Annotated in this window: 19 protein-coding genes and 1 tRNA gene; 8 read left to right on the forward strand and 12 right to left on the reverse strand. The window is 32.8% G+C overall.

Annotated elements, in window-relative coordinates; genetic code table 11:
• The first annotated feature begins 234 nt into the window (after positions 1–234).
• From OS188_RS02620 to OS188_RS02645, 6 genes are all read left to right on the forward strand, one after another.
• Positions 235–1,011, forward strand: coding sequence for a GLPGLI family protein (locus OS188_RS02620; protein WP_267147264.1), 777 nt, complete (start codon positions 235–237; stop codon positions 1,009–1,011).
• Between the two features lie 21 nt (positions 1,012–1,032).
• The gene (locus OS188_RS02625; RefSeq protein WP_267147265.1) at positions 1,033–3,684 is read left to right on the forward strand and encodes a carboxypeptidase-like regulatory domain-containing protein; all 2,652 of its coding nucleotides are present in this window, start codon (positions 1,033–1,035) and stop codon (positions 3,682–3,684) included.
• 316 nt (positions 3,685–4,000) lie between these two features.
• Complete coding sequence (locus OS188_RS02630; protein ID WP_267147266.1) at positions 4,001–5,437, forward strand: glycosyltransferase family 2 protein; 1,437 nt, start codon at positions 4,001–4,003, stop codon at positions 5,435–5,437.
• A 319-nt stretch (positions 5,438–5,756) separates the two neighbouring features.
• A complete protein-coding gene (gene proC / locus OS188_RS02635) occupies positions 5,757–6,563 on the forward strand; it encodes a pyrroline-5-carboxylate reductase (protein WP_267147267.1) in 807 nt (268 codons plus the stop codon).
• A 1-nt stretch (position 6,564) separates the two neighbouring features.
• Entirely contained in the window at positions 6,565–7,341 is a 777-nt protein-coding gene (gene proB, locus OS188_RS02640) for a glutamate 5-kinase (RefSeq protein ID WP_267147268.1), read from the forward strand.
• An 11-nt stretch (positions 7,342–7,352) separates the two neighbouring features.
• Positions 7,353–8,552, forward strand: a complete 1,200-nt coding sequence (locus OS188_RS02645; protein ID WP_267147269.1) for a glutamate-5-semialdehyde dehydrogenase — start codon at positions 7,353–7,355, stop codon at positions 8,550–8,552.
• Between the two features lie 83 nt (positions 8,553–8,635).
• Here the strand turns inward: OS188_RS02645 and OS188_RS02650 are convergent, their stop codons facing one another.
• On the reverse strand, positions 8,636–9,022 hold the full coding sequence (locus OS188_RS02650; protein WP_267147270.1) for a hypothetical protein: 387 nt from the start codon (positions 9,020–9,022) through the stop codon (positions 8,636–8,638).
• Positions 9,023–9,191: 169 nt separating this feature from the next.
• Between OS188_RS02650 and OS188_RS02655 the strand changes: the two genes are divergently transcribed.
• Together OS188_RS02655 and rpe are read left to right on the forward strand one after the other, a co-directional pair.
• On the forward strand, positions 9,192–10,055 hold the full coding sequence (locus OS188_RS02655; RefSeq protein ID WP_267147271.1) for a sigma-70 family RNA polymerase sigma factor: 864 nt from the start codon (positions 9,192–9,194) through the stop codon (positions 10,053–10,055).
• Between the two features lie 400 nt (positions 10,056–10,455).
• Complete coding sequence (gene rpe, locus OS188_RS02660; protein WP_267147272.1) at positions 10,456–11,118, forward strand: ribulose-phosphate 3-epimerase; 663 nt, start codon at positions 10,456–10,458, stop codon at positions 11,116–11,118.
• 48 nt (positions 11,119–11,166) lie between these two features.
• Here the strand turns inward: rpe and OS188_RS02665 are convergent, their stop codons facing one another.
• The 11 genes from OS188_RS02665 to murD form a co-directional block, all read right to left on the reverse strand.
• Positions 11,167–11,586, reverse strand: coding sequence for a CBS domain-containing protein (locus OS188_RS02665; protein ID WP_267147273.1), 420 nt, complete (start codon positions 11,584–11,586; stop codon positions 11,167–11,169).
• A gap of 76 nt (positions 11,587–11,662) precedes the next feature.
• A complete protein-coding gene (locus tag OS188_RS02670; RefSeq protein WP_267147274.1) occupies positions 11,663–12,505 on the reverse strand; it encodes a zinc-dependent peptidase in 843 nt (280 codons plus the stop codon).
• Between the two features lie 198 nt (positions 12,506–12,703).
• Positions 12,704–12,777, reverse strand: a tRNA-Arg gene (locus tag OS188_RS02675).
• Positions 12,778–12,874: 97 nt separating this feature from the next.
• A complete protein-coding gene (locus OS188_RS02680; protein ID WP_267147275.1) occupies positions 12,875–13,324 on the reverse strand; it encodes a GatB/YqeY domain-containing protein in 450 nt (149 codons plus the stop codon).
• Positions 13,325–13,549: 225 nt separating this feature from the next.
• Positions 13,550–15,484 (reverse strand): cell division protein FtsZ, encoded by a 1,935-nt coding sequence (gene ftsZ / locus OS188_RS02685; protein WP_267147276.1) that lies wholly within the window; start codon positions 15,482–15,484, stop codon positions 13,550–13,552.
• A 77-nt stretch (positions 15,485–15,561) separates the two neighbouring features.
• Complete coding sequence (gene ftsA / locus OS188_RS02690) at positions 15,562–16,875, reverse strand: cell division protein FtsA (protein WP_267147277.1); 1,314 nt, start codon at positions 16,873–16,875, stop codon at positions 15,562–15,564.
• 3 nt (positions 16,876–16,878) lie between these two features.
• Positions 16,879–17,598 carry a cell division protein FtsQ/DivIB gene (locus tag OS188_RS02695; RefSeq protein ID WP_267147278.1) on the reverse strand — a complete coding sequence of 240 codons (720 nt, stop codon included), beginning with the start codon at positions 17,596–17,598 and terminating at the stop codon, positions 16,879–16,881.
• Positions 17,588–18,943, reverse strand: coding sequence for a UDP-N-acetylmuramate--L-alanine ligase (gene murC / locus OS188_RS02700; RefSeq protein WP_267147279.1), 1,356 nt, complete (start codon positions 18,941–18,943; stop codon positions 17,588–17,590). The genes OS188_RS02695 and murC overlap by 11 nt, the downstream gene beginning before the upstream one ends.
• A gap of 33 nt (positions 18,944–18,976) precedes the next feature.
• Entirely contained in the window at positions 18,977–20,083 is a 1,107-nt protein-coding gene (gene murG / locus OS188_RS02705) for an undecaprenyldiphospho-muramoylpentapeptide beta-N-acetylglucosaminyltransferase (protein WP_267147280.1), read from the reverse strand.
• A gap of 77 nt (positions 20,084–20,160) precedes the next feature.
• Positions 20,161–21,354: an FtsW/RodA/SpoVE family cell cycle protein gene (locus OS188_RS02710; protein WP_267147281.1), complete on the reverse strand. Its 1,194-nt coding sequence runs from the start codon at positions 21,352–21,354 to the stop codon at positions 20,161–20,163.
• Positions 21,355–21,410: 56 nt separating this feature from the next.
• Entirely contained in the window at positions 21,411–22,793 is a 1,383-nt protein-coding gene (murD, locus tag OS188_RS02715) for a UDP-N-acetylmuramoyl-L-alanine--D-glutamate ligase (RefSeq protein ID WP_267147282.1), read from the reverse strand.
• Between the last annotated feature and the right edge of the window lie 78 nt (positions 22,794–22,871).

Here is a 22,871-nt window from a genome sequence, read left to right on the forward strand (position 1 = left end):
TTTTTTTTTTTTTACGTTTGATTCGTTCTTTTGAGGTACTTGATTTTAGTTCAGTCTCATCAAACTATCTCAAAGACAATTGTGCAAATGGTCATTCTTTTGGATATTATGATGTAGGATATTCTAGTGCCGATCATGCAGATATTAATAATGCTGGTTGTAGCTAATACTTTTTTAATAGAAGATACCACACATTAAAAAGTACATATGTGGTATCTTTAAAATTTCCACACTATGAAATATCATTTTTTATTTTTTGCTTTAGTAAGTTGTACCATTTTCGGCCAAAACAAAGGTTTGGTTCACTACGGTCAAATAGAAAGTGTTAGTCTAAAAAGCCCTGTAGGCCCAGATTATAATGGGTATTTAGTTTTTAATAATAACGAATCTTATTACGTATCTAGAAAAGATAGTTTAGATATGGATACCGAGTTTAAAACTATCTATTACACAGAAGATGGCATGTCGGGTCTTTCTCTGGGCAATAATCTCACCTTTCGTTTTGGCAATCAAGTATATAACAACAGATTAAAAGACAGCTTATATTGGAATCAATGGGTGGATTTTTATGTAGCTGAGAAGACCCCAAAAATTGAATGGAAATTAGAAAAAGAAACCAAAAAAATTGCAGACTTTACGGCTCATAAAGCAACCGGAAAGTTTCGTGGAAGAACCTATACAGCCTGGTATGTTTTAGAAATCCCTTTACCTTTTGGCCCATGGAAATTACAAGGCTTACCTGGATTGATATTAGAAGCTCACGATGAAGACAAAGAAATGTTTATCTATTTTAAAGGGTTGGAATACCCTACTGATAATAAAGCTAGTATTACACAAATAAAAAGACCGGTAGATCACCCAAAAAACTGGTCGACCCTGCAAGATTTTAAAGATAGACTTGATGATATTTACGAAAAAAGCAAAAACACCTCAATAATAATTGCCCAAAAACAAGGCAGCAATGTACACGAACAAAAAATTAAAAGCGAAACATTTTTAGAGTCGTTTTAATTTAGAATTTACTATAAACAGATGTCTCATTGGATAACCATTGCTTGTGTTTTTATCTGTGTCTTAAGCTCTATAACAGGCAACGCCCAAATTGAAATTTCAGGCAGGATTGAAGACCAAAACAATCAAGCTTTAGAAAGTGCCAATATTCTTGTTTTTAATAATAAGAATGAACTTATTGGGTATGCCTACACAAAAAAAGATGGCAGCTATACACTTCTTATAGATTCCAATAAACAAACAAGTCTTATTCTATCCGCGCAAAGTCTGGGTTTTAAAACCAAAAAAGACACCTTAAATCTACTTCCAAATAAAAAAAACTATTTGCGTTCTTTCATTCTGCAAGAGCATGCAGAACAATTAAAAGAAATTGTTTTAAGGCCAGACGAGAAAATTTCTAGAGAAGGACGCACAACAACAATTAAAGTATCCGCATTTAAAAACGATACTGAACAAACTGTAGAAGATATTTTAAAAAGCTTACCAGGCATAGAAGTACTTCAAAATGGTACTATAAAAGCACATGGTAGATATATCGATAAATTATTAATTGAGGGAGAAGATATGTTTGATAAAAATTATACCATTCTCTCTAAAAATTTAGATGCCAAAGTTCTAGATGCCGTTCAAATCTTAGATGGTTTTGAAGACAACCCCATCTTAGCAAAAGTAATAGATTCAGATAAAGTTGCCATTAACCTAAAGTTAAAGGATAACTACAAAAATATTTGGTTTGGTAATATTCAAGCAGGCCTAGGGACTGAAGATAGAGTTAAACTAGCCTCTAATGTTGGCCTAATTAAGAAAAAAATTAAGTTTTTTAATTTTAATAACTATAATAATCTAGGAAATAAAGCTACGGAACAATTAGAAGGCGCGCCATCTTCTCTAAACACAAACGGATCATTTAGAGAACAAAAGATTGAATTTGATATGGAACCAATATATACCATACAAAATAACGAAGTTCAATTTTTTAATGAAGGTCAGAGCACGTTTAACAAAGCTTTTATAAATGCTTTAAGCTTTACTACCAGTTTAAAATCTAATTTAAAGCTTCGAGGAACAGGATATTTCACTAAAGACAATCAGGACCAGCTATTTTCATCAGAAACCAAGTTTAATACAGGTACAACACCTATTTTTTATTCAGAATATAGTAATACCAATCGTAAAAATTCAATTGCTGGAGGAGAACTAGAGCTAAAATATGCCATAGGCGAAAAATCATATTTAAAAAATGTGTTCATATATAACAATAAGCCTGAGAATACTTTAAACCATTCTTTATTCAACCACGATAAAATCTATCAAAACTTAAAGCAAAACGAATACTCCGTATACAATCATCTAAATTACAGCTACCTAATAGGTGAAAAAAATATTCTTCATACGTATTTATATTTTGGAGAAAATAGTTTGGAACAAAATACCATATTAGAAAACCCTGAAATAAGCGATATTTTTACATCTTCAGAAAACACACCCGTCAATAATATTTCTAACGATAGAGTTTCTGTATATGGTGGAAAATCTTCAATGTTACTAAATATTAAAAAGATTAAATCCACAATAGAAGTTGGATATGAATCTCTTAAAGAATATAGAAAAAATAGATTTCAGTTACTTGAGACTGGAAATAACATAGAAATTGATAGTCTAGAAAACAATCTTATTTTTAATCAAAGAAAACTTCAGTTAAATACAAATTTAAAATATTCTGTATATAAAAAAGTCGATTTATCAGTAGGCTTGGGACTAGATTACCTAGAAATTGACACAAAAACAGCACAAAAAAACAAATGGCTTTTTAATCCAAAAATTAGATTAAGTTCAAACAAATTAAGGATAGGTTATCTAAGTTTAAGTTATATTAAAAATTATAATGCACCAAAATCTAACTTATTTTTACCCCATTTTCAATTAAACAGCTTTCAGTCTTTTATTAAAGGAACTAAAGAAGTCCATTTCCCCCAAAACAACACTTTTGGCTTGTTTTATGAGATAAATAACTCCCTGAAAACGCAATCTATTTCTCTAAGAGCACAATATATCACTTCAGACGGAAAATATACTTCCGAAAATTTTATTGGTCAAAATATCATCTTATCATCCTACAGTTTTATTAATTACAGTAATTTGTTCACTTCTAATATCAGTTTAACCTCATATTTTAAAAACTTAGCGCTCTCAACTAATGTAGGTACTTCTCAAAACTGGTCCAAAACACCAATAAAAGCTAATACAGCTGAATTTAAAGACCTAAAAACATATCATGCTTCCTATTTTCTTTCTGGCACAACCTATTTTAAACTGCCTATAAATTTTAGTTTTAAATATCACTTAAACATTTCAGAATCAAATTTTAATAATATAATATCAAAAACGCATTGGAATAAAATCTATTTGGATACAGCTTTTAAGATGTCAGATATTTGGATAGCTTCTTTGAAAAACAATTCCTATCTCATGGAAGACTCTAATTATTATTTTTTAGACTTTCATCTTGATTTCAATCCAAAACAATCTAAATTCTCTTATCAATTAATTTTAAACAATATTACCAATGAAAAATTATTTTCTATAACCAATATAGATGAATATTCCATATATAAATCTACAGTAGAACTATTACCTAGATACTTGTTTGTAGCGGTAAAATATAGGTTTTAAAGAAAGGCCTTGTAGAGATAATTACAGAAATGGTGAACCTGATAATCGTGGGGTTCGTTACAATAACCGTCGTGATAACCATGGTGATGGCAGAAAGCCAAGAGAAGAGAACTAAAACCTCATCTCTTTAAAATATAGCTGAAAAACCTTGCATTAATTTGTGAGGTTTTTTTTATGGTTTTTAGGCAAATTCAACCACAAAAAGCATATAAAAAGGTTAAAACACAGCCTTTTCTCTTAAAAAAAGATTAAAAAGAGTCCAAAAAGCAACTATCGTCGTACATCATATAAACACTAAAAAACGATAGAATCATTTATGTCAACAAAAATAAAGTCCTTAAAAAAATTAGAATCAACTATTAACTCTAGAATTAAAACATTTAAAAACTATTTTGGTTTTACAACCGATAGTAATGGAGATCCTGATATATCTTATAATAGAATTACGCTTCTAAGCACCCTTGCATTTATTGTATTTGGACTTTGGTTATTTAGCGTATTTCATGGAGATTTTATTAAATTTAATGAAAACCAAAGAAGTACAACTTTTGGTTTTGCATTCTTAGTTTTGGCAGGTCTTCTTTTTGTTTTTAAAGCCTTTTACTTTATATATATAGCATATAGATATTTTAAATATAAACCTATAGCATCTGTTTCTAACAACGAATTGCCTACCGTTACTATAATTGTTCCTGCATATAACGAGGGCAAACAAGTTTGGGATACTCTAATGAGTTTAGCAGAAAGCGATTACCCAAAGGAAAAAATGCAATTATTAGCAATTGATGATGGTAGCTTAGACGATACCTGGGATTGGATGCTAGACGCAAAAAAACGTCTTGGAGACCGAGTAGAGATTCTTAAACAACCCAAAAACAAAGGAAAACGTCATGCTTTATATCGTGGGTTTAATTTAGGTACAGGCGATATTTTTGTTACCGTAGATAGCGATTCTATAGTAAAAGAAGACACTCTAAGAAACTTAGTAAGCCCGTTTGTTATAGACGAAGACTGTGGTGCTGTAGCAGGGAACATTCGAGTTTTAAACAATAAAAGAGAAATGCTTCCTAAAATGCTGGATGTAAGTTTTGTAATGAGTTTTGAATTTGTACGCTCTGCAGAAAGCAGTTTAAACTCCGTATTATGTACACCTGGTGCCTTAGCTGCTTACCGTAGTACAGCAGTTTATGCTTGTTTACCTGAATGGATAAATCAAACTTTTATGGGACAACCATCAGATATTGGAGAAGACCGCGCCATGACCAACATGATTTTAAAACAAGGAAAACATGTGTTATTTCAAAGAAATGCCGTAGCATACACCAATGTACCAGAAGAATATACCGGACTTTATAAAATGTTTATCAGATGGGGAAGAAGTAATGTTAGAGAAAATATAGCCATGTCTAAATATGTTTTTAGCAACTTTAGAAAAGGGAATAAATTTGGTAGCCGTTTACTTTTTATCAGCCAGTCTACACGAATATTAATGAGTTACCCTTTTGTATTATTTATGCTGTTTTTTGTGTTAACTCATCCATTTTTATTTCTAGGTTCTACCTTATTAACCATATTAATAACCTCAACATTTTCGGTTGCCTTTTATTCACATCGTTATGAAATAAAAGAATCAGTTTGGGCATATTCCTATAGTATTTTATACACATTTGGGCTATTTTGGATAACTCCTTATGCTATTGCTACAGCCAGTAGAAGAGGATGGTTAACTCGAGGATTAGCCGAAAAGAGATAGATAGAATCTTTAATATTATTCAATCGTAAATAAACAGTCTTGCAGTAAAATGTGAGACTTTTTTTATGGCACAACATATTAATTTTGCCTAACACTTATTAGAAACCCCGACAGACTGTCACCTTTTTGACAACTTTGACAAAAAGAAAAATTATATATTTCACAACAAATCGGGCATTTTTATAAGAATTTGACAATAATAAACTATTGAAATCGTCTATATGGGATTTCTTGAAATTAAATTATTTTTTCGGGTGTTCCGTATGGTCCTTGTACAATATATAGAAATTAATATTGATAATCAATACATTACAAAAACATGAAAGTATTAGTAATTGGAGCAGGAAATATGGGATTAACGTATTCCGAAGGTATGGCGAAATCGTCATTTTTAGGAAAACAGAATTTAAAGATTTATGATACTGATCCAAATAAAATTACAAAATTAAGCAAAGAACCCCATTTTGACGTTTATGATAATTTAGAAGCTTGCTTACCAAAAGCAGACATTGTCTTTCTTGCCGTAAAACCATATCATATTGAAGACTTATTCAAAACGATGGCCCCACAAATAAACGACCAGCAATTATTTGTATCCTTAATGGCAGGAGTTACAATTGACACAATTAAAGACCAATTAGGTGCCAAAAAAGTAGTTAGAGCCATGCCAAATTTACCAGCCAAAGTTGGAAAGGGCGTTACCTCTTACACAGAATCTGAAGACGTTTCTAAAGTAGAACTTATCATGGTACGCAATTTACTGGATACCACAGGAACTTCAATTCACGTAGATACCGAGAACTTTATAGATGCCTCTACCGGAATTTCTGGAAGTGGACCAGCCTATGTATTTTACTTTATGCAATCTATGCTGGACGCTGCATTAAAAATGGGCTTTTCAGATTACGATTCCAAAGTATTGGTTAGTAACACCTTTGAAGGTGCTATTGAATTATTTAACCAGTCAAATATTTCTCCAGAAACCTGGATTAATCGTGTTGCCTCAAAAGGAGGAACCACCCAAGCAGCCATAGACTCTATGGACGATAATAATGTTAAACAGCTTATTCAAGATGCAGCATATGCCGCTTTTGATAGAGCAATAGAATTAGGAAAAGAAAAATAATATGAGCGACGACATAAAGCGCGTAGTAGTAAAAGTAGGAACAAACGTATTAACCAATAAAGACAACCGGATTTTAGGACCAGTTTTGAGAGAACTTGTTCGCCAGATTTCAGTATTATATGAAAATGATGTTATGGTGGTTTTAGTCTCTTCAGGTTCAGCAATTGCAGGAAAAGAAGTTATAGGCGACACCGAAATATCGGATAAATCCATTAGACGTCAGGTATATTCTGCCGTTGGTCAACCTCGTATGATGCGTCATTACTATAGTTTATTTCACGACTATGGCATGCGTTGCGCTCAAGTTTTGGCAACAAAACGAGATTTTGACCCTGGAATGCATCGCGAAAACATGATTAACTGTTACGAAGGGCTTCTATCTGAAGGCATTGTACCAATTGCTAATGAAGATGATGCCGTTTCTATAACCATGTCTATGTTTACAGATAATGATGAGTTAGCAAGTTTAGTAGCCGAATTAATTGATGCAGATCGATTAATAATTTTATCAGATACCGATGGACTTTACACAGGACATCCAGATGATGAAGATTCCATAAAGATTAAAGAGGTTTCCTTTAATCAAGATGTGGAACAATACGTAAAAGAATCTGATAAAAAAGAAGGCGAAGGCCGTGGTGGGATGGCTTCAAAATTACGTATTGCAAAAGTCACAGCACAAAAAAACATTCCAACATATATTGCCAATGGAAAACGTGAAAATGTGATTGTTGACATAGTAAATGACAAGGAAATAGGAACCAAATTTATTCATTAAAAACAAAACAAATGGAATTATTACATACAGATAAGAAAAACGACGTTTTAAATTCAATGATTAAAATTATTGATAGAGAACGCGAAAACATAATAAAAGCAAACAAGCAAGATTTAGAAGCTTTTAAAAAAGACGATCAAGCTTTATACGACCGATTAGTAGTTAACTCTGCTAAAGTGGATGGTATGATTCAAGCCATAAAAGAAGTTCGTGATCAAGTAGATCCAGTGGGTACTACTATTTCTGACATGACCTTAGATAGCGGTTTGCAGATTACCAATAAAACAGCACCTTTTGGAACGATAATGATTATTTACGAATCGCGCCCAGATGTAACCATCGAAGCTGCAGTTGTAGCATTTAAAGCCAATAATAAAATATTATTAAAAGGAGGAAAAGAGGCTATTAACAGTAATCTAATTCTTGAAAAATGCTGGCATGAAGCTTTAGAAGAAAATGAACTATCTAAAGATTGGATTAAACTTCTTCATTTAAAACGTGAAGAAACACAAGAGTTTTTAAGAAACCCAACAGAGAAAATCGATTTAATTGTACCTCGTGGTGGCGAACGTCTAATTAAGTTTGTAAAAGATCATGCCACTTGTGCTGTCCTAATTTCTGGACGTGGAAACAACTTTTTATATGTTTCAAAACATGCCAATTGGGAGAAAGCTGTAAAAGTAATTGTGAATGCCAAAACAGATAAAATTTCTGGTTGCAATGCTTTAGATAAAGTATTGATTGACAAAAATATTTCTAATTACGAAGAAAAGATTAAAGAACTTCAAAAAACCTTAAATCATGTAGGAGTTTCTTTAGTAGTTGATAAAAAAATTGGTGAGATTTTAACCAGTGAAGATCAAATTCCTAATGAAGATACTTGGTATGAAGAGTTTTTAGCAATGAAAATTCTATTAGCCGAAGTAGACAGTATGGATCAAGCTATTACCATGATTAACACTTATTCTGGCGGACATTCGACCGCTATTATTACAGAAGACAAAAAGGAAGCAACTACCTTTATGGAGCAAATAGATAGCGCTGCAGTTTATCATAATGCTTCTACACGATTTACAGATGGTGGACAAATGGGTGTAGGTGCCGAATTAGCTATTAGTACAGACAAATTGCATCATCGCGGCCCATTAGGTTTAAATCAATTAGTAACTAATAAATATTACGTATTTGGCGATGGACATGTACGTGTGTAAAAGCCACTTTAATTAGATACTTCTAATAAAAAAAGCCCAACAAAATATTATTTTGCTGGGCTTTTAATTTTGTAATCTCTTTTCTATTGCGGAATAAGACTTTTCATCTTTTCCATTTGTTTTTTATCTAAAACGGAACTCATGTCTTTTTGAAAACTTTCTTCTCCCAATAAAGCTGCTTGTAAATTTTCTGTTTGGTCAGAGTTGGAACTCATAAGTTTATCTGCTCCAAAACTACCAATTAGTTTCTGGAACTTATCACTTCTTAATTGACTAACCACCAAACCAGAAACTTGTTCTTGTTGCTTTTCATTTAGATTCAATTTTTTGGTCAAACTTTTAACTTGATCCGAAGCCAAACTTTCAATCATTGAGGTTGAAGAAGCTCCACTCTTAGATAAAGAGTTTAAATCTTGTGCCGAAACTTGCATCATTCCAAATGCAAAGAATAAAAATAATAATTTTTTCATATTGTTAATTTTTGGATTAAATAATGGTTTAAGATACTACATTTCTGATAATTTTTTAAAAAAAATAGTTTTAGAAAAAATAATCATCTTTTCTTGTAACAAAATTTACTCTTTAAGCGTATAACCATAACACAAAGTATCAACTTAATTATTTATAGGCATTCAATAGATGAGACAACTTAAAATTACCAAGCAGGTTACCAATAGAGAAACCGCTTCGTTAGACAAATATCTTCAAGAAATTGGAAAAGTTGACTTAATTACAGCAGACGAGGAAGTAGAATTAGCACAACGTATTAAAGCAGGAGATCAAATTGCTTTAGAAAAGTTGACAAAAGCTAACCTGCGTTTCGTAGTTTCGGTAGCTAAGCAATATCAAAATCAAGGTTTAACCTTACCGGATTTAATTAATGAAGGAAACTTAGGACTTATAAAAGCGGCACAACGTTTCGACGAAACTCGTGGTTTTAAGTTTATTTCTTATGCTGTATGGTGGATTAGACAATCCATATTACAAGCTTTGGCAGAGCAGTCGCGTATTGTTCGTTTGCCTTTAAACAAAATTGGTTCTATTAATAAAATTAATAAAACATTTGCTTTTCTAGAGCAAGCACATGAACGTCCGCCAAGTGCAGAAGAAATTGCTAAAGAATTAGACATGACTATTAACGATGTTAAGGAGTCTATGAAAAATTCTGGCCGTCACGTAAGTATGGATGCTCCTTTAGTAGAAGGTGAAGATTCTAACTTATACGACGTATTAAACAGTGGAGAGTCTCCAAATCCAGATAGAGATTTATTACACGAATCTTTACGTACTGAAATTGAAAGAGCACTTGAAACCTTAACGCCTCGTGAAGCAGATGTCATCCGCTTGTACTTTGGTCTAGGAAATCAACACCCAATGACCTTAGAAGAAATTGGTGAAACATTCGACCTTACAAGAGAACGTGTCAGACAAATTAAAGAAAAAGCTATTCGTAGATTAAAACATACGTCTAGAAGTAAAATATTAAAAACTTACCTTGGGTAAGTTTAAATTCCAAAAATAACAAACACTAAAATCCAAAAACTAAGAGATTGAATTTTGAGTTTTGTCTTTTGGAGTTTTACAGCAACAAACAGTATAATCTCGCTTCGGTGAGATACCCACTTTCGTGGGTAATAAACTGTTCGTTTTTTGATTGATGAAAGAAGCCAGAGCTGATTACTCTGGCTTCATTTTTTTTATACCTCTCCCAAATTCTTACCCTACTAAATAAAGATTTTTTTTCGATTAATAATATGTTTCGTTTTCCTCTAGGAATCACTTATATATCCTTCTGTATTTACTAAGTACAAACATCCTTCTCACTGGCATTTTACTGTTGGCTGAATACAGAGACTAAAAACTTATTTTCCTATCTTTGTAAAAATAAAACAATACAACTACAATGAACTCTAAATTAATAGCTCCTTCCATGTTAGCAGCCGATTTCGGCAACATGCAACGCGATGTAGAAATGGTTAATAATAGTGATGCCGATTGGTTTCATATAGACGTTATGGATGGACATTTTGTTCCAAATATCTCTTATGGAATGCCAGTAATTGCTGCAATTAAAAAGCATGCCACAAAACCATTAGATGTCCATTTAATGATTGAAAAACCTGAGCGCTATATTGAAGAATTTGCTAAAGTTGGAGCAGATATTATTACGGTTCATTACGAATCTACAGTTCACTTACATAGAACACTTACTCAAATTGAAGATGCAGGATGTAAAGCCGGTGTAGTTTTAAATCTAACAACCCCTGTTTCTGTGTTAGAAGATATTCTACCAAAATGTTATATGGTATTACTCATGTCTATTAATCCAGGTTTTGGAGGTCAGAAGTTTGAAGATATGACCTATAATAGAATTAAGAAACTACGACGTATGATAGACGAACAAGGCTTAAATACCAAAATTGAAATAGATGGAGGTGTTACAGACAAAAACATCAAACAACTAGTAGATGCTGGTGCCGATGCTTTTGTTGCAGGAAGTCATGTTTTTAAAAGTGATAACCCAACAGAAACTATCAAGCGATTAAAACTGCTTGCCAATTCATAAAAAAAGCTCCAAATGGAGCTTTTTTCGGTTTAGATTAATAGCAATTGGTTAGAATTGTTTAATTAGATAGTTGATTAAATCTGTAGTAGTAACAATACCTACTAACTTATTATTATCTACAACTGGTAAGGCATGAAACTCTTTTTTAGCCAATATTTCTGCTGCCTCTTTAATAGTTGTGGCAGAGGTTATACTTGTAAGGTTTTTAGCCATAACCTGTTCGATAGTAAACATATTATAAACAACGGTGTCTACAGTATCTTGATCTTCATCTATGGCATCTGCAAAACTAATACGGAGTAAATCTGTATAACTTAATATACCAATAATTTTATCGCCACTAACTACAGGAATATGTCTTATTTTTTTCTTTTTAAATATGCGTTCTGCAGTTTCTAAATCGTCTTTATGATTTAAGGTAATGACATCTTTAGTCATTATGTCTGAAATAGGTGCTCTTTGTTTCATGTTACAGGTTTTAGATTGTTTACTAAAGGTAAAGAACTAAGTCAGTAAAAAGTATGATAAAAATCATGTAGTGAGGCTAATAGCCAGAAAAATTAAAATTTAACATTTGCTTGGTTTTCGCATATACTTCTGGAAATTGAGATCTAAATTCAGTTGGGGTTTCAATGAAGGTTTCAATAATAACGGCTACAAACTCAAATTGATTGGTTAGGCCATATTCTCTAAAATAGCCCGTACTTATCATACGCTCACGAAGGTTTTTGCTATTCGCTAGCAATTCGTTTAACTCGTAAAAAGTATCCGTAAATATAGCAGCCCCAATGTGTTTTTCTCTCATACTATTTAAATGAATAGCATGTACAAATTCATGGATTCCTAGGTTGAGATTATCGTTTTCAATATCATATCCTTCTAAAAAGTGTGACCAAGACAACACCAAAGCTTTTAGTCTATAATTATATTCTCCTTTGTGATAAGCATCATTTGTTTGAGAATAGAATTGAGAAGGATAGATAAAAATGACCTCTACAGAACGGATATAAAAATTTCTAAAACCGAAGGTAAGCATGACGGCTGTAGCCGAAATCAAAACTATCATCTCTTCAGAAACTACAATTCCATCACGGCCAATAAATTCTTTATCTGTAATAAAACGAGATAATCGGTTTTCAAAAAACTTTTTTTCTTTTGCAGGAAGTCTGTTATAAAAAATGAATTTTTCCTCTAAAATATCCTTTTGCTGTTTAGGTAACTTTTTTAACCAAATTGAACTATGTCGATAAAGTGGCTTTTTATAAATCATAACAAAAGCTGACTCTATCATATTAATAAGAGCAAAAATAATTACACCTGATAAAATAAAAAGTAAAAACCCAAATATGAAGAGGTATTCTGTAGGTAGCTTTGGTAGGTCGATCATAGGATTGGGATTACTGTGATAAATCTAGTCAATTAAAAATAAAAGTGAAGGACTAAATTAATGATTATTTTATACTCCTAATTAAGAGATGATTTTAAGAGGACTAATTAAACAACTCTTATTAATCTTAAAAGTTATGTATAAAAAAACACACAAAGCTTAAATTAAAGGATGTTTAATTTAAGCTTTGTGTGCTAGTGACCTCGAGAGGATTCGAACCTCCAACCCTCAGAGCCGAAATCTGATATTCTATCCAGTTGAACTACGAGGCCAATTATAATTTTATTTTTTAAAAACTCTTTTCCTGATCCTGATTTAAAGTATTTTTCACGAAGAATCGGGACTGAAAAGTTTAAGTTTAATTTATATTTAAGATAACTTAGCTCTAACCACATTAGAAATAGTCTTCCCATCTGCTCGTCCAGCTAACTCTTGACTTACTATCCCCATAACTTTCCCCATATCTTTCATGCCTTCTGCTCCAATGCTTTCAATAGTCATTACAACAACTTTTTCAATTTCCTCTTCGGATAGGGCTTCTGGTAAAAATTGTGAAATAACTTCTGCTTCCGCTAATTCTGGCTCCGCTAAATCTTTACGACCTTGCTCTAAGTAAATAGCTGCACTATCCTTACGTTGCTTAACTTGCTTTTGAAGTATTTTAAGCTCTTGCTCTTCGGTTAACTCTTCTTTAGATCCACTTTCTGTTTGGGCTAATAAAATAGCCGACTTTACAGCTCTTAATGCTGTTAGTGCTGATTGATCTTTATTTTTCATGGCATCTTTTAGAGCTACCATAAGGTCTTGTTGTAAACTCATTTTTCTTGTTTTGTTAAGAGCTTACGAAGATATAAAAAAGTAAGGATTTATTAGCACATCTTACGACTGGCATTTTTAGACTTCAAATAAAATTCTATTTTGTTTAAATGAAAAAAAACATATGATAAAACAAAATATTCTGAAGTTTACACAAAACAAAAACCCGAAAGATCCATTTGATTATCCGGGTTTTTAAAGAAGCACTCTCAATAAACTTAATTGCTATTAATCAACATTATCATGTAAAAACGAATTGTTGCTTCTAAATTGTATATCGTCGTTATCGTCTGTACCAATACTGGTTCTGGACATATTGGAATCTGATGAATGCTGTGTTTCATCTAAATCAATTCCTCGACGTTTGTATGCTGGAACCTTTTCTATATCATCAATTTTTGAATTATTGAACTTATAGTTAAAATCCTTCATTTTGCGTCTGCGTTCCTCTGCGCGTTCCTTTAGTAATTCAGAAATTGGACTGTTTAATGGGTCAACCTCATCCGCTACTTCTTCAGTTTCTGGTTGACTTACCGTTTTCTTTTCAAAAACAATTTCTTTATCCAATTCTTCAGCTATTTCAATAGTCTTTTTTTGCTTTTGATTAATTTCAGATTCAATTTCAACATAATCGTCAAGAGCATATCTGGTTTCGCCATTTTTAGTTGTTTCTGTTACAGGAATAACTTCCACATAATCGTTTACAGGCATTTTTTTAATATCCTCTTCTAAATCATGAACTTCCTTGTCCTCTTCAATATTGTTTACTTTGGTATTACTTATAGGCATATCGAAAGTAAGTGTGATTTGCTGTTCTTCTTCAGCTTCAAATTTTTGCTCTTCTATGTTGCTTGGAGCTTCTGTAATTACAAAATCGTCCGTTTCTACCTCAGGTGAAACTTCTTTGTAATCAACATCCATATTTTTAATGGTTTCTGAGGTAGGTATTAAATCATTATTAGAATCTACATTCTTAGGCTGACTATTATCTTCCTCTTCATCAAAACTTAAAGTGTGTTTTACAATTGGAGTCTCTGTTTTTTCTTGCAGCTCGACACTTGGTTTAATTATTGGTGGCGCCTGTTCCTTTTTTACCAATTCCTTTTCTGTTGGCTTATCCTCTTCTAAAGCATGAACTACCTTTTTTGTTTCGGTATTTGAAATTTCGTCTTGTTGATCTATATTAAATCCAGTAGCAATAATAGTAACAGAAATAGACTCTTCTAAAGAATCGTCTTCTCCAACTCCCATAATGATATTGGCACCGTGCCCTGCCTCGTTTTGTATATGGTCGTTAATTTCACCTATCTCATCAATAGTAATTTCTTGTGCACCAGAAACAATAAGCAGCAATACATTCTTGGCTCCAGTAATTTTATTATCGTTTAACAAAGGTGAATCTAACGCATTACTAATTGCCTCTTGCGCTCTGTTTTGACCAGAAGCTGCAGCAGACCCCATAATAGCTGTTCCGCTATTACTTAATACGGTTTTAGCATCACGTAAATCTATATTTTGTGTATAGTGATGGGTTATAACTTCTGCAATACCTCTTGCAGCTGTAGATAAAACTTCGTCTGCTTTTGAGAATCCAGCTTTAAAACCTAGATTACCATAAACCTCACGGAGTTTATTGTTGTTAATAACTACTAATGAATCTACGCAATTACGCAGGTTTTCAATTCCTATTTGGGCTTGTTGATTACGCATTTTACCTTCAAACTGAAAAGGCATAGTTACAATTCCTACAGTTAAAATATCTAACTCTTTAGCCATTTTAGCAATAATGGGAGCTGCTCCTGTTCCGGTTCCTCCACCCATTCCGGCTGTGATAAATATCATTTTGGTATTGGTATCCAACATACGTTGAATATCTTCAAAACTTTCTATAGCAGATTTTTCTCCTACATCTGGATTTGCTCCAGCACCCAATCCTTCAGTTAGATTTAAACCTAATTGAATTTTATTTGGGACTCCACTATTTTGAAGTGCTTGTGCATCTGTATTACAAATTACAAAGTCTACCCCTTTAATGCCTTGCTGGAACATGTGATTAATGGCATTACTACCACCACCTCCAACGCCTATAACCTTGATAACATTAGATTGATTTTTAGGTAAATCAAATGAAATGTTGTTTTCGAATTCTTTGTTGCTGCTCATGAATTTCGTTTTTTAATGATTCTATTACTTTTTGCGATATTTAAAATATCTATTTGGATTAATTTTTTGTATTAAATTTATTCTGCGTTATCTAAAAAGTCTTTCACCTTGTCAGTTAACTTATCCAGAAAGGAACGTCTTTCTGGTTTTTTATCTTTAAGTTCCTCTTCTATCTCTTCTAATTCTCCTTTTTCTTCGGCTTCTTCTATTATTTTTTCTACTTTTTTTCTTTCTTGTCTTTTTAAACCGTCCATAACTAAACCAACAGCTGTAGCGTATTGAGGACTTGTAATTTCGTCGTCACTATCTCCTGCTAAATGCTCGTTAGGGTAACCAATTCTGGTATCCATTCCTGTTATATATTCTACTAGTTGCTTTAAATGCTTTAATTGAGCGCCTCCTCCTGTTAAAACTATTCCTGCAATAAGTTTCTTTTTTTGTTCTTCGTGACCGTAGTTTTTAATTTCTGCATATACCTGTTCTACAATTTCTACAACTCTGGCATGAATAATTTTAGACAGATTTTTTAAGGTAATTTCTTTTGGTTCTCTTCCTCGTAGACCTGGAATGGAAACAATCTCATTATCTTTATTTTCTCCTGGCCATGCAGAGCCAAATTTTATTTTTAATAATTCGGCTTGCTTCTCTATAATCGAGCACCCTTCTTTTATATCTTCTGTGATTACATTTCCTCCAAAAGGAATAACAGCTGTATGACGAATAATTCCATCCTTAAAAACTGCTAAATCTGTAGTACCTCCTCCTATATCGATTAAAGCTACTCCAGCTTCTTTTTCTTCACGACTTAATACGGCATTTGCGGAAGCTAATGGTTCTAGAGTAATTCCTTCTAGATTTAATCCAGCACTTTTTATACATCGACCTACGTTTCTAATGGAAGATACTTGTCCAACTACCACATGGAAATTAGCTTCTAATCTACCACCATACATTCCTACTGGCTCGGTAATTTCAGCTTGACCATCTACTTTATATTCTTGAGGCAATACATGGATAATTTCTTCTCCAGGAAGCATTACCAATTTGTGAACTTGATTAATTAATCGTTCAATATCGTCTTCATCAATAACCAATTCCGAGTTAGGTCTTGTTATATAATCGCTGTGTTGTAAGCTTCTAATATGTTGTCCTGCAATTCCAACGGTTACATTTTCAATTTTACATTCTGCTGCTGCTTCTGCTTCTTGTGCTGCAGATTGAATAGATTGGATGGTTTGTGTAATATTATTTACCACCCCACGATGCACCCCAAGACTTTTAGATTTTCCAATTCCTAAAATCTCAACTTTTCCATACTCGTTTTCACGACCTATCATGGCCACAATCTTTGTGGTTCCTATGTCTAATCCTACTGCTATACTGTTTTCCATAGTTTATATTTTGGTACACACAACCTGACTCTCAAACTGTAAATTAACATTTGCATACTTATCAAGTAACTTCTCTTTTAAGGCCTTATTATAAAATGCTTTTAAATTCATTATTTTTTTATCTAAATTCTTCAAATCTCCAAGCTGTACCGTAAAATGACTTTGTCTTAATTTTAAATTAAAACGGTCTGGATCTATTTGATGAATTTCTATGACATGTTTTTTTAAAAACTCATCTTCATTCACTTTTTTTGCTATTTTAAAAACACTTGAAAGTTCATTTTTAGCGACTTTTCCGGTTACAAGTGGTACTCGTGCAGAATAATTAGATGACAATGGCATGTAACTCCCCTGGTCATCTATGTAATAAGATGCATTTGTACGTACTCTTGCTATAGGTTTTTTTTGCTCAACATCTACTGTAAGTAATCCATTTACAGACAGATACACTTGAGCCGATTTTATTGTTTGGTTAGAATTTAGGGCAGACTCCAAAACATTCAAATCTAAACTTTCTTTGGCCTTATTTTTAATGCCTTCTGTATTTTGTATTAACAATTTACTAACATTCTCGCGCGTTAAGAAAAGGTTGTTATCTCCTTGAAAATTTATAATAGGTTCCGGTACTTTTCTAAACTTATTTTTCCCTGAAGAAAAGGCATACAAGAACACTACTAAGCATAGTAGACCAATCATCTTTATGTAATTCCAGTTAATTTGCAACCTCTAAAGCTTTTTTAATATGTTTAACTTCTTCTCCTATATCTCCTGCTCCAAGAGTTAGTACAACCTGAGCCTGACTTTCCTTTATCAAAGCATTTATCTCGCTTTTCTCTATTAGTTGTTTCTTATTATTTTCTATTTTACTTAATAACCACTCCGAACTAACTCCTTCAATAGGTGTTTCTCTAGCTGGATATATATCCAACAAAGCGATTTGATCGAACTGAGATAGACTTTTTGAAAAGTCGTCAATAAAATCTCTCGTTCTACTGAATAAGTGCGGCTGAAAAATAACCAGCACCTTTTTACCAGGATACATTTCGCGAACTGCCTGATATACGGCATTTATTTCTTCTGGATGATGTGCATAGTCGTCTATGTACACAAAATCTTCTCTTTTTATATGATATGAAAATCTTCTTTTAACCCCTTTAAAAGATGCTAAAGCTTTGGCGAGCTGCTGGTGAGGGCAACCATACTCTACAGCCATCGCCAAGGCTATTAATGCATTCGACAGATTATGTCTACCAGGTAGGTTAAATTGTAAATCTTTAAGTGTTGTTTTTGGTGTTTTTACATCGAAAACATAGGCACCATTTTCTATCTTTATATTTTGGATTGAATAATCTGATTGATCTTCAATTCCATAAGTGATTCCAGCAATAGGCAATCCATTTCTAACAAACAAGGTGCCATTTTCTTTTACTTTTTTAGAGAAATCTCCAAAGGATTTAACTAATTCAGATGCATCCCCATAAATATCCAGATGGTCTGCATCCATAGATGTAATACAAGCTATATCTGGAGACAGTGTCAAGAAAGACCTATCAAATTCGTCTGCTTCAACTACTGAAACTTCGGTTCCGTTTAGAATTAAATTCGAATTATAATTTTCGCTTATTCCGCCAAGAAAGGCTGTTACAGGAACCTGGCATTCATTTAACAAATGCCCTAAAATACTAGTAGTGGTTGTTTTTCCATGTGTTCCGGCTACTGCTAAGCAAAATGTGTTTTCTGTTATTAACCCAAGAATTTCCGAACGTTTTAAAAGTGTATAGCTAGGCTGATTTTTAAAATGAACCAATTCCATATTCGCTTTAGGAACGGCAGGAGTATACACAATTACTGTTGTATCATAATTTAAATAAGGCTCTGGAATATTAGAAACCGAATCTTCAAAATGAACTTGAATACCTAAAGCCTCCAAACTATCTGTAATGTCTGTTTTGGTTTTATCGTATCCAGCAACTCGTTTATTTTTGGCATGAAAATATTTGGCCAAAGCACTCATGCCTATACCTCCAATTCCTATAAAATATACGTTATCTATGTTGTCCAAATTCATTTTCTTTAAATCTCGATTCTGCTCGATTTATTTTTATTTATTCAATAATTTTTCTACTTCGTCCACTATATGTTTTGTAGCATCTACTAGAGCTAACTTTTTAATATTCTTGCTTAATAGTTCTTGTTTTTCTGGGGAAGCCATTAATTGCGAAAATCCATTTTCAAAATCCACATCTAAATCGGCTTCATTAATTACCATAGCCGCTTTTTCATTTACTAAAGCCATGGCATTTTTTGTTTGATGGTCTTCGGCCACATTTGGCGAAGGAATGAATATGACTGGCTTTCCAACAATACATAATTCTGATACTGAACTTGCACCTGCCCGAGACACGATAACATCTGCTGCAGCATAGACCAAATCCATATTATTTAGAAAGTCATGCACCTGAATATTTCTAGTATTATCGTAAATTTTGTATTGATCGTAATACAACTTTCCACATTGCCAGATAATTTGCATATTGTGTATTAGAATAAAATCGAGCTCTTTTTCTATCAGCTCGTTAATACGTCGAGCTCCCAAACTTCCTCCTAAAACAACGAGTGTTTTTTTCTCTTTACTCAACTCAAAATATTCTAAAGCTTTTTCTCTTTTAGAATCAATATTTAACAAGTCTTGTCTCACTGGGTTTCCAGTTTTAATTATTTTACTTTCAGGAAAAAATCGTTCCAAACCATCGTAAGCCACACAAATTTTATCAGCATTTTTAGACAGTAACTTATTGGTTATTCCTGGAAAGGAATTTTGTTCCTGAATTAAACTAGGAATCCCTTTTGAGTTTGCCACCTGCAACAATGGTCCACTAGCAAAGCCTCCTGTTCCAATAACAACATTTGGCTTAAACCTGTTTATTATTTTCCTGGCTTTAAACAAACTGCTAATTAACTTAAACGGAAAGCTTAAATTTTTTAAAGTGAGTTCACGTTGAATTCCCGAAATCCAAAGTCCTTCAATTTTATAACCAGCTTGAGGCACTTTATCCATTTCCATTCTATCTTTTGCTCCAACAAATAAAAACTCAGCATCAGGAAAACGCTGTTTTAGTTCGTTTGCAATCGCAATAGCAGGATAGATGTGACCACCTGTTCCTCCACCAGATAAAATAATCTTATATGTCTTATTATTTTGCCCCACTTCTTTTTTCTATATTCTATTTTTAAACTTTTCTTTTTTTTACAATTTTACTCGTCCAAGATTGTAATTCTTTAATTTTATATGGCTTCCGACAGGATTGATAATGGATTATCCTCCTTATCTTCCTTCTCTTTTATTTCTTCTCTTTTTGCACTAACACTCAAAATAATTCCAAGTGCCATACAGGTCATCCAAATTGAGGTACCACCACTACTAATTAATGGCAAGGTCTGACCTGTTACTGGGAATAACTCAACAGCAACTGCCATATTTATTAAAGCTTGAAATACAATGGGCAACCCAACCCCAAGCACTAAGAGTTTCCCAAATATGGTATCTGCTTTTTGCGAAACAATAACAATTCGAAACAATAGCCACAGATAAAATATCATTAATATAAAACCTCCTATCAAACCATATTCTTCAACAATAATGGCATAAATAAAATCTGATGAAGATTGTGGGAGAAAATTTTTCTGAACACTTTTCCCTGGACCAACACCCTGAATTCCTCCGGTAGCAATAGCTATTTTAGCTTTTTCGATTTGATAATCTGCTTCTGTATCCCCTTCATCTGAAAAACTTTCAATCCTACTCATCCATGTATCCACCCTATTTGGCATAGCATCTGGAAAGGCTTTCGCTATTAAAATAAATAAAGTAAGTGCTAAGATTCCAGTTCCTATAATAACAGCTAAATACCTAATAGGATAGCCTCCTAAAAACACCAGCATTAAAACCATAACAAACATTATGGCTGCTGTTGAAAAGTTAGCAGGTAAAATAAGAACTAACACTAAAAACACCGGAACCCATAATGGCAAAATAGTCTCTTTAAAAGAAACTTCTTTATCCTTAATTTTAGACATGTAGCGAGCTACAAAAACCATTAAAACAACAAAGGCAAACGTGGACGTTTGAAAAGACATATTAACCAATGGAATTTTTATCCATCTACTTGCATATGCGCCTTCTATAGTTGTTCCTTGTAAAATGGTAATTATTAATAACACAATAACAATTGGAATGAGGATAATAGATAAGCCTCTGAAATAACGATATGGAACTTTATGAACCCCATACATAATTATAAAACCTAAAAACAAATGAAATAAGTGTTTTAAAAAATCTGAAAAGGTGCTCCCTCCATCTCCTCCGTAAGCTAAATTACTAGCTGCACTGTAAACAGGTAAGAAAGAGAAAATTGCCAGCAACGCTGCAATTGCCCAGATTAATCGATCTCCTTTTATGTTCTTAACTATATTTTTCATCCTTTTAGGACACTAATTTTATATGATTCTTTTTTTTATAAAACTTCCAAATAGATTTATAGATTTCTTACTGCATTTTTAAATTGTCTGCCTCTATCCTCATAATTTTCGAATAAATCGAAACTTGCACATGCTGGCGACAACAACACATTATCTCCTGCTTCAGCTAATTTGTATGCTATTTTTACTGCTTCTTCCATATATTGAGTTTCAATAATAACATCTACCATAGAGCCAAAGTTCTCCAATAACTTTTCGTTATTTACTCCTAAACAGATAATAGCTTTTACTTTTTCATTTATAAATGGAAATAATTCTTGATAATTATTCCCCTTATCTTCACCTCCAACAATCCAAACGGTTGGTGCTTCCATACTTTCTAAGGCATAATAGGTCGCGTTAACATTGGTTGCTTTAGAGTCGTTTATATACTGTACTTTATTTATTTTTAAAACATGCTCCAACCTATGTTCAACACCATGAAAATTCTCCAAACTTTCTCTAATTGTTTGTTTTCTAATACGCAATAATTGAGCTACTGTAGATGCAGCCATGGCATTTTTAATATTGTGTTTACCTTCTAAGGTTAGGTCTCTTGTTGACATATCTATCTGGTTATTATCTATTGTTATTGTTATTTTATTGTTGTTATAATACGCACCGTTTTCTATTTTTTTTACTAATGAAAAAGGCAATAATTTTGATTGAACTGGATGATTTTTTAGCCAATCCAAAATCACTGGATCGTCTGCATCGTAAATCAGATAATCCTCTTTAGTTTGGTTTAAAGCAATTCTAAATTTAGAAGCGATATAATTCTCAAACTGATAATTATACCTGTCCAAATGGTCTGGAGTAATATTTGTAATTACAGCGATATGAGGTTTAAACTCTTTAATATCGTCCAATTGAAAACTACTAATCTCCAGCACATAATTTGGAAAGTCTTTTTCTACAACCTGTTTTGCAAAACTATCTCCAATATTTCCTGCCAAACCAACCTCTAATTTTTGTTTTAGAATATGATGTGTTAGGCAAGCTGTTGTTGTCTTTCCATTACTTCCAGTAATTCCAACAATTGTAGCTTTGGTATATCTAGAAGCAAATTCAATTTCTGAAACTACTTCAATTCCTTTTTCACGAATTTGTTTTACCAAAGGCACTTTCTCTGGAATTCCCGGGCTTTTCATGACGATATGGGCGCTTAAAACCAAGTCTTCCGAATGACCTCCTTCTTCCCATTCAATCTCATTATGTATAAGAACTTCTTTATATTTTTCTTTAATTTTTTGCTTGTCCGAAACAAACACATCAAAGCCTTCTGCTTTTCCTAAAAGCGCTGTTCCAACACCACTTTCTCCTCCTCCTAAAACAACAAGTCTTTTATCTCCTTCATAGGCGAGCTTCACATCCTGACTTATCTGATTTTTTATTGACACAAACTAAATACTGTTTTATATATTTTCTTTATTCTATCTTTTCTATCTTCTCTTTTCAATTTTCTATTGATGAGACTC

Source organism: Xanthomarina sp. F1114 (assembly GCF_026410255.1).
GTDB lineage: Bacteria > Bacteroidota > Bacteroidia > Flavobacteriales > Flavobacteriaceae > Xanthomarina.